The following is an 8924-nucleotide window of genomic DNA, read 5'->3' as shown; positions in this document are numbered from 1 at the left end:
GTGGGCACGGGCAGCCGTATCGAATGCCGCATGTTGAAATTTTCCTGAAGGTGAAGAAGACGATGTCCCCCGCCGTTCCTGAGTTGATCTCTCCCAGGTCCGCCCGTGTGGCGGCCGCCCGGCGGCTGGGTCGGCGCAACTTCCGAGGGAAGGAGCGGCTGTTCCTCGCCGAGGGGCCGCAGGCCGTGCGGGAGGCGGCGGCGCACCGGACCGGCGCGGGGGCCACGCTCGTCGAACTGTTCGTCACCGTCGACGCCGCCGAGCGGTACGCGGACATCGTGGCCGCGGCCCGGGCCGCGGACGCCCGGGTGCACCTCGCCGCCGACGAGGTCATCGCCGACATCTCCACCACCGTCACCCCGCAGGGCCTGGTCGGTGTCTGCCGCTTCCTCGACACCCCCTTCGAGGAGATCCTCGCCTCCCGGCCCCGGCTCGTCGCCGTCCTCGCGCATGTGCGTGACCCTGGCAACGCCGGCACCGTGCTGCGCTGCGCCGACGCGGCCGGCGCCGAGGCCGTCGTGCTCACCGACGCCTCCGTCGACCTGTACAACCCCAAGGCCGTGCGGGCCTCCGTCGGCTCCCTGTTCCACCTGCCCGTCGCCGTCGGCGTCCCCGTGGAGCGAGCCGTCGCCGGGCTCAGAGGCGCCGGGGTACGCATCCTCGCCGCCGACGGGGCCGGCCCCGACGACCTGGACGACGAACTCGACAAGGGCACCATGGGCGGGCCCACGGCCTGGGTGTTCGGCAACGAGGCATGGGGGCTGCCCGAGGAGACCCGGGCGCTCGCCGACGCCGTCGTGCGCGTCCCGATCCACGGAAGAGCCGAGAGTCTGAACCTCGCGACCGCCGCGGCCGTATGTCTGTATGCGTCGGCCCGTGCACAGCGCGCCTGCGGAGGGTGCCGCTCCGTCACCGAGAGCTAGTAGGGTGGCCCGCCCGGGGCTTTCCCCCAAGCTCACGGCTTCGCTGGAGCAGCGAGGTGCCCCACGCCGACTGAGAGGTGGAGTGCGGGGATGAGCGTCGGCACGAGCAGTGCGCCGGGAGGGCGGGACGTACGACGGCTGCCCGCGCCCCGGCACGGTGGTCTCGCCGAACTCGGCATCGACCCCGACGAACTGCCCGACGGCCTCGTCGTCGCCGACGAACACGGCATCGTTGTCTGCTTCAACGCGACGGCGGCCCGGATCACCGCCGTACGTCCCGAGGACGCCCTCGGCCGCCGCCTGGAGAAGGTCCTGCCGTTAGAGGACCTGGAGGGGCGCCGCTGGTGGCAGCTCACCGATCCCTACGGCGGGCTCGCCATCCGGGTCCGCCAGCCCGAGCGCAATCTGCTGCTGCCCGGCGGCCGGGAGGTCCTCGTCTCCGCGCGGTACGTGCGCGGCGAGCCCACCGGTCCGGTCCACCGCGTCGTCGTCTCGCTGCGCGACACCGAAGCCAGACGGCGCACCGAGCGCAGCCATGCCGAGCTGATCGCCACCGTCGCCCACGAGCTGCGCTCGCCGCTCACCTCCGTGAAGGGCTTCACCGCCACCCTGCTCGCCAAGTGGGAGCGGTTCACCGACGACCAGAAGCGGCTGATGCTGGAGACCGTCGACGCGGACGCCAACCGGGTCACCCGGCTGATCGCCGAACTGCTCGACATCTCCCGCATCGACTCCGGACGGCTGGAGGTGCGCCGACAGCCCGTCGACATGGGGGCGGCCGTGGGACGGCACATCCAGGCGTATGTCGCCGCAGGGCAGCCCGCCGACCGGTTCCTGCTGCGCATCGAGCAGCCGCTGCCCGCCCTGTGGGCCGACCCCGACAAGGTCGACCAGGTGCTCAGCAACCTCATCGAAAATGCCGTGCGGCACGGCGAGGGAACCGTCACCATTGATGTCACGCCCGCCGCGTCCCCGCGCGAAGGAGAGGACGCCGGCACGTCGGTCACGGTGAGCGACGAGGGCACCGGCATCCCGGAGGAGTCCATGAACCGCGTCTTCACCCGCTTCTGGCGGGGCAGCAAGCGCGGTGGCACCGGCCTCGGGCTGTACATCGTCAAGGGCATCGTCGAGGCCCACGGCGGCACCATCACGGTCGGCCGCGCCCCCGGCGGCGGTGCGGAGTTCCGATTTACCTTGCCCGTGGGCACCCCGGCACACTTGTTGTAGGCCGCCGAGGACCCGCGGGCGCATCCGTCCCCCTGAGCCCCGTTAGACTCGGCCTTTGGCACCTTTGCGTCCAGATCCGTGGACAGCGTGTCCGCGATCGGAGACGGGGCACGTCAGCCAGCCCAATCGGAAGCACGGGAAGAAATGTCGGCACCCAATAAGTCGTACGACCCTGTCGAGGTCGAGGCGTTGAAACCGGAAGAGATCGAGCGCATGCGGGACGAGGCGCTCGCCGCCTTCGCCGCCGCGGACTCCCTCGACGCGCTCCATGAGGCCAAGGTCGCCCACACCGGCCCCGCCTCCCCGCTGGCCCTCGCCAACCGCGAGATCGGCGCCCTGCCCCCGCATGCCAAGGCCGAGGCCGGCAAGCGTGTCGGCCAGACCCGCGGCACTGTGAACAAGGCGCTCGCCGTCCGCCAGGGCGAGCTGGAGGCCGAGCGCGACGCCCGCGTCCTGGTCGAGGAGTCGGTCGACGTCACACTGCCGTACGACCGCGTACCGGCCGGCGCCCGGCACCCGCTGACCACGATGATGGAGCGGGTCGCGGACGTCTTCGTGTCCATGGGCTACGAGGTCGCCGAGGGCCCCGAGGCGGAGGCGGAGTGGTTCAACTTCGACGCGCTGAACTTCACCCCGGACCACCCGGCCCGGCAGATGCAGGACACGTTCTTCGTGCAGGGCCCGGCGGGCGACCACGGCGATTCCGGTGTGATCCTGCGCACCCACACCTCGCCGGTCCAGGCCCGTGCCCTGCTCGACCGTGAGCTGCCCGTCTACGTCGTCTGCCCCGGCCGGGTGTACCGCACCGACGAGCTGGACGCCACACACACCCCGGTCTTCCACCAGATCGAGCTGCTGGCCGTGGACGAGGGCCTGACCATGGCCGACCTCAAGGGCACCCTGGACCACATGGTCCGCTCGCTGTTCGGCCCGGACATGAAGACCCGGCTGCGGCCGAACTACTTCCCCTTCACCGAGCCGTCCGCCGAGATGGACATGCTCTGCTACGTCTGCAAGGGCGAGTCCGTCGGCAACCCCGACCGGCCCTGCCGCACCTGCTCCAGCGAGGGCTGGATCGAGCTGGGCGGCTGCGGCATGGTCAACCCGCGGGTGCTCACCGCCTGCGGCGTCGACCCCGAGAAGTACAGCGGATTCGCCTTCGGGTTCGGTATCGAGCGAATGCTGATGTTCCGCCACAACGTCGAAGACATGCGAGACATGGTCGAGGGTGACGTCCGGTTCACCCGGCCGTTCGGGATGGAGATCTGATGCGGGTCCCGCTTTCTTGGCTGCGGGAGTACGTCGACCTGCCGGCGACTCAGACCGGGCGCGACGTCCAGGAGAAGCTGATCTCGGTCGGCCTTGAGGTGGAGACCGTCGAGCAGCTCGGCGCCGACCTCAAGGGGCCGCTCGTCGTCGGCCAGGTGCTGACCATCGAGGAGCTGGACGGCTTCAAGAAGCCGATCCGGTTCTGCACTGTCGACGTCGGCCAGGCCAACGGGACGGGTGAGCCGCAGGAGATCGTCTGCGGCGCCCGTAACTTCGCCGTCGGCGACAAGGTCGTCGTGGTCCTCCCGGGCGCCGTACTGCCCGGCGGCTTCGCGATCTCCGCGCGCAAGACCTACGGCAAGGTCTCGCACGGCATGATCTGCTCCAGCGACGAGCTGGGCATGGGCGACGACAGTTCCAAGGGCATCATCGTGCTGCCGCCGGAGCACGAGGTCGGCACGGACGCCATCGAGCTGCTCCAGCTGGTCGACGAGGTCCTCGACATCGCGGTGACGCCGGACCGCGGCTACTGCCTGTCCCTGCGCGGCGTCGCCCGCGAGGCGGCGATCGCCTACGGCCTGCCGCTGCGCGACCCCGCGCTGCTCGACGTACCCGCCCCGAACGCCTTCGGGTACCCGGTCCAGGTCGCCGACCCGTTCGGCTGCGACCGCTTCACCGCCCGCACCGTGACCGGCCTCGACCCCGAGACCCGCTCCCCGATCTGGCTCCGGCGCCGCCTCCAGAAGGCCGGCATGCGCCCGATCTCGCTGGCCGTGGACATCACCAACTACGTGATGCTGGAGCTGGGCCAGCCTCTGCACGCCTACGACCGGGCCCGCGTCCAGGGCACGATCGGCGTGCGCCGGGCCGCGGCCGACGAGCAGCTCACCACCCTCGACGGGGTGACCCGCACCCTCGACGCGGAGGACCTGGTCATCATCGACGACCGCGGTCCGATCGGCCTCGCCGGTGTCATGGGCGGCGCCAACACCGAGATCGACGACATCGACGGCACCACCACCGAGGTCGTCATCGAGGCCGCGCACTTCGACGCGGTCTCCATCGCGCGCACGGCCCGCCGTCACAAGCTCTCCTCCGAGGCGTCCCGCCGCTTCGAGCGGGGCGTCGACCCCAAGGCCGCGTCCGCGGCGGCCCAGCGCACGGTCGATCTGCTGGTACTGCTCGCGGGCGGCACCGCGGACGCAGGCGTCACCGAGGTCATCGCGGCGTCCGCGCCGCGCACCATCGCCATCCCGGCCGACCACCCGGACCGGGTCGCGGGCGTCGACTACGGCCGGGAGACGGTCGTCCGCCGCCTCCAGGAGATCGGCTGCGACGTGTACGGGCAGGACGAGCTGATCGTCACCGCCCCGTCCTGGCGGCCCGACCTCACCGACCCTAACGACCTGGCGGAGGAGGTCATCCGCCTGGAGGGCTACGAGAACCTGCCCGCCACGCTGCCGAGGCCCCCGGCGGGCCTGGGCCTGACCGAGCGGCAGCGGCTGCACCGCCGGGTCGGCCGCGCGCTGGCCGGCGCCGGCTATGTCGAGGCGCTGAACTACCCGTTCATCGGCGAGCAGATCCTCGACCAGTTCACCCTCGCGGACGACGACCCGAACCGCCGGGTGGTCAAGCTGGTCAACCCGCTCTCCGACGAGGAGCCCGCGCTCCGCACGACCCTGCTGCCGGGCCTGCTCGGCGCGCTGCGCCGCAACGACGGCCGCGGCTCGCACGACCTGGCGCTGTTCGAGACCGGGCTGGTCTTCCATCCTCGCGCTGTCGACTCCGTCCGAGCCGGGGAGACCCCGCCGGACGCGGAGCCGAAGGCCGCCGTCCGGCTTCCCGTCGACCGGCGTCCCACGGACGAGGAGATCGCCGCGCTCACCGAGACGCTGCCCGAGCAGCCGCAGCACGCCGCCGTCGTCCTCGCGGGCGCCCGCGAGCAGGCCGGCTGGTGGGGCAAGGGCCGCCCGGCCGACTGGGCCGACGCCGTCGAGGCCGCGCGGCTGCTCGCCCGCGAGACCGGGACCGACCTGATCGTCCGCAAGGGGCAGTACGGACCCTGGCACCCGGGCCGCTGCGCCGAACTGGCGGTCGCCGTCGACGGGGCCGAGCAGGTCATCGGGTACGCCGGTGAGCTGCACCCCGGCGTCCTCACGACGCTCGGCCTGCCCGCGCGTACCTGCGCGATGGAGCTGAACCTGGACGTCCTGGAGCAGGCGGGTGCCGGGCTCGTGCAGAGCCCGCGCATCTCGACCTTCCCGGTGGCCACCCAGGACGTGGCCCTGGTCGTCGACGCGGGCGTGCCGAACACCGACGTCGAGGCCGCGCTGCGCGAGGGCGCGGGTGAACTCCTTGAGTCCATCCGGCTGTTCGACGTCTACGAGAACGCCGAGCAGCTCGGCGCGGGCAGGAAGTCGCTGGCGTACGCGCTGCGTTTCCGCGCGGCGGACCGCACGCTGACGGTGGACGAGGCATCGGTCGCCCGGGATGCCGCGGTCGCCCTCGCGGGCGAGCGCACAGGGGCGGTGCTGCGGGGGTAGCTGTTCCGCCGGTGGGACCGTGATGCGCTGTTGTTCGGGTGCAGCCGCATCGTGGTCACCCGCACGGTTCCGCACACCCCTTTGGGGCGCTCCTGCCTGCATAAATGCTGGGAAGGCCGAAGGTGCTCACTCGTTCGGGTGGCAACCGCCGGTGATCTGGTCTTCCCGGGCCATGCCGTCGACAGAATCGGACCGGCCTTTCGGGGTCGGTCCGTCTGCGCTGTCAGGGCTTCCATGGGGGCATCGGCATGATCCGTATCAAGGCGCGGGCACCCACGCGACGGGGTTCCACAGCCGGTCCCGAGCGGCGCGGTACGCGCCGCGCCCGCACCCTGGCACTGCCCACGCTCTGGGGCGGCGCGGCCATCCTGTTCAAGCTGGTCTGCCCGCTCGCCCAGCAGAACGGGTTCGGCGCGCGGATCGTCACCTGCGCCGTGTTCTTCGCGGTCGGCACCGGGCTCATGGTCCATGTCCGCCGGGCCCTGCTGGGTGAGCTGCGGCAGGCCCGCCGGGTCGCGGGCGCCGCGCAGAGCGTGCTGCTGCGGCCCCCGCCGGCCCGCCTCGACGGCCTCCTCGTCGCCGCCGGTCAGCTCTCCGCCGACCGCGGTGCGGCCATCGGTGGCGACCTGTACGAGGTGATCGCCACCGAGCACGGTGTCCGAGTGGTGATGGGGGACGTACGCGGCCACGGTCTCGCCGCCCTGGCCACCGTCGCGGCCGTCCTCGGCAGTTTCCGTGAGGCCGTCCACGACGAGCCCGAACTCGGCTGCGTGCTGCGCCGACTGGACCGGGCCCTGGCCCGGCATCTGCGCGAGCGGGCCCGCGCCGAGCACCCCTCGACCGGCCAGGATCCCGGCGCCCCGGTTGCCGAGGAGTTCGTCACGGTACTCCTCCTGGAGATCCGCCGGGACGGTGCGCTCAGCGCGCTCAACTGCGGTCACCCGTGGCCGTATCTGCTCGGCGACCAGGGCATCGAGCCGCTCAGCCGCGCCGAACCCCTGCCGCCGCTCGGCCCGTTCCCGCTGCCGCGCGACCTGGACCCCGTGTTCTGCGGTCATCTGGTCACCGGCGCGTCCCTGGTCCTGTACACGGACGGAGCGGAGGATGCGCGGGACGCGCAGGGCCGCTTCTTCTCGCTGCCGACGGTCCTCACGGAGGCGGCCCGCGACGACCCGGTCTCCCCGCAGGCCGTCCTGCGCACGGTCTTCACGTCCCTGCTCCGCCACACCGCCGGCTCCGTGACGGACGACGTCGCCGTGCTGATCCTCCGGAACGAAAGGGGGCGGGCGAAGCGCGGCGCGCCCTCCGGGGGCGCGGGGAACCGCGCTATCGGCTCCCCACAACCCGCGGCCGACAACGCACCGTTGGCGGCACCGCCGTAGGTCGCACGGCCGAGTCGCAGGCCAGGCCGCCGCGGTACGAGGGGGAGCCGGCGGCCCGGCCGGCCTCTTGCGAGGCATGTCAGTCAACCGGCTGAACACGCTCTGCGACAGCGCGCGTACCGCCCGGATCCGCGTACTCCGTTCACACCCCGTGTGAATCCTTACGTACTACGCTGACGGCACCAGGCCACCCGGGGGGCATCCATGCAGCCCAACTCTCTGCTCGACGCGATCCTGGACGAGGCGGGCGTCTCGCACGCCGGTCTCGCCGCCCATGTCAACCAGGCGGGCCGGGCGCGGGGTCTCGCTCTCCGTTACGAACACACCGCCGTCGCCCGGTGGTTGAAGGGCCAGCGGCCCCGCGGCCAGGTGCCCGACCTGATCTGCGAGGTGCTCGCCGCCCGGCTGCACCGGCCCGTCACGCTCGACGACATCGGCCTCGGTGTCCCGGGCGAACCCGCCACCCCGCACGGCACCTCGCTGTCCGGCTTCGTCGAGCGCGCCACTGCGCTGTGGCGCTCCGACGAGCAGCAGCGCCCGCAGGTGCTCGGCGCGCCCGCCGTGACCGGCACGCCCGCGGTGATGCCCGTGTGGGAGTGGGAGAACCCGCCCGAGGACGTGGACGTCTCGCGCGGCGGCGGACACCGGGTCACCCCAGGTGACATAGAGATGCTGCGCGCCGCCCGCGCGCACTACGAGCAGCTGTACCGCAAGGCCGGTGGCATCGCGACCCGCACCCGCATCGTCGGCTTCCTGAACGCCGAGGCGGCCCCGCTGCTGCGCGGCGGCTACACCGATGCCACCGGCCGTCAAGTGCACCGGGCCACCGGCGCCTTGGTGGCGATCGCCGGGATCTGCGCCTACGACTCCGACGCGCACGGACTCGCCCAGCGCTACTTCCACCAGGCGCTTCGGCTGGCGAAGGCCAGCGGGGACCGGGGACTTGGCGCGTATGTCATCGCGCTCCTGGTCAACCAGGCGCTGTTCATGCGGGAGTACCGGCAGGCCGTCGCCTTCGCCGAGGCCGCGCTGCGCGCCGCGGGCAAGCACATCACGCCCGCCCTGGCCTCGGACCTGTACGCGATGCAGGCCAAGGCGTACGCCCATCTCGGCGACGGCACGAGCGCCCTGTCCTGCATCCGGCGGGCCGAGACGGCCGCCGAACGCATCCGCCGCGGATACGAACCCGACGAGACCGGCTATGTCCAGCCGGGTCTGGTCAACGTCCAGGTGGCCGAGGCGCTGCTCAGCCTGGGCGAGTTGGCGGCGGCCCGGGAGCATGCCGCGGCCGCCGTGGGCAACCCGGCCCACGACCGGGGCCGGGTGCACCGGCTGGCCATGCTCAGCACCATCGAACTCCGCCAGGGCAACGCGGACACCGCGGTGGCCATGGCGGTGCAGATGGCCGAGCAGGCCCGGGGGATGGAGTCCCGGCGCCTGCGCGACCGACTGCGCGCGGTGCGTGAGCATCTGGCGCGCAGCGGCTGCGCCGGAACCGCCGAGGCCGCCGAACTCATCGATGGGGCGCTGCGCGTTCCGCTGTAGGCCAGTCCAAGCCACTGCTGCGATATTGCCACTTA

At 72.4% G+C, this 8924-nt stretch carries 6 protein-coding genes; all 6 read left to right on the top strand.

The window, feature by feature from the left end; all coding sequences use genetic code 11:
- Positions 1-62 precede the first annotated feature (62 nt).
- Positions 63-923 carry a TrmH family RNA methyltransferase gene (locus tag ACWEKM_RS02390; protein WP_451619332.1) on the top strand — a complete coding sequence of 287 codons (861 nt, stop codon included), beginning with the start codon at positions 63-65 and terminating at the stop codon, positions 921-923.
- A gap of 90 nt (positions 924-1013) precedes the next feature.
- A complete protein-coding gene (locus ACWEKM_RS02385; RefSeq protein WP_451619268.1) occupies positions 1014-2150 on the top strand; it encodes an ATP-binding protein in 1137 nt (378 codons plus the stop codon).
- Between the two features lie 144 nt (positions 2151-2294).
- Positions 2295-3419, top strand: a complete 1125-nt coding sequence (gene pheS, locus ACWEKM_RS02380) for a phenylalanine--tRNA ligase subunit alpha (RefSeq protein WP_451619267.1) — start codon at positions 2295-2297, stop codon at positions 3417-3419.
- Positions 3419-5962, top strand: coding sequence for a phenylalanine--tRNA ligase subunit beta (pheT, locus tag ACWEKM_RS02375; protein ID WP_451619266.1), 2544 nt, complete (start codon positions 3419-3421; stop codon positions 5960-5962). Before pheS ends, pheT begins: the two co-directional genes overlap by 1 nt.
- Positions 5963-6210: 248 nt before the next feature.
- A complete protein-coding gene (locus ACWEKM_RS02370) occupies positions 6211-7344 on the top strand; it encodes a PP2C family protein-serine/threonine phosphatase (RefSeq protein WP_451619265.1) in 1134 nt (377 codons plus the stop codon).
- 204 nt (positions 7345-7548) lie between these two features.
- Positions 7549-8889 carry a transcriptional regulator gene (locus ACWEKM_RS02365; RefSeq protein ID WP_451619264.1) on the top strand — a complete coding sequence of 447 codons (1341 nt, stop codon included), beginning with the start codon at positions 7549-7551 and terminating at the stop codon, positions 8887-8889.
- The last annotated feature ends 35 nt before the right edge of the window (positions 8890-8924 follow it).

The sequence above is a fragment of the Streptomyces sp. NPDC004752 genome (assembly GCF_053601275.1).
The sequence above is the reverse complement of the archived record's forward strand: the minus strand, read 5'-3'. Positions and strand labels throughout refer to the sequence as shown.

Bases quoted from the DNA above. Each gene is read 5' to 3' on its own strand.
- ACWEKM_RS02390 (WP_451619332.1), top strand. From the start codon at position 63: ATGTCCCCCGCCGTTCCTGAGTTGATCTCTCCCAGGTCCGCCCGTGTG.
- ACWEKM_RS02385 (WP_451619268.1), top strand. From the start codon at position 1,014: ATGAGCGTCGGCACGAGCAGTGCGCCGGGAGGGCGGGACGTACGACGG.
- pheS (WP_451619267.1), top strand. From the start codon at position 2,295: ATGTCGGCACCCAATAAGTCGTACGACCCTGTCGAGGTCGAGGCGTTG.
- pheT (WP_451619266.1), top strand. From the start codon at position 3,419: ATGCGGGTCCCGCTTTCTTGGCTGCGGGAGTACGTCGACCTGCCGGCG.
- ACWEKM_RS02370 (WP_451619265.1), top strand. From the start codon at position 6,211: ATGATCCGTATCAAGGCGCGGGCACCCACGCGACGGGGTTCCACAGCC.
- ACWEKM_RS02365 (WP_451619264.1), top strand. From the start codon at position 7,549: ATGCAGCCCAACTCTCTGCTCGACGCGATCCTGGACGAGGCGGGCGTC.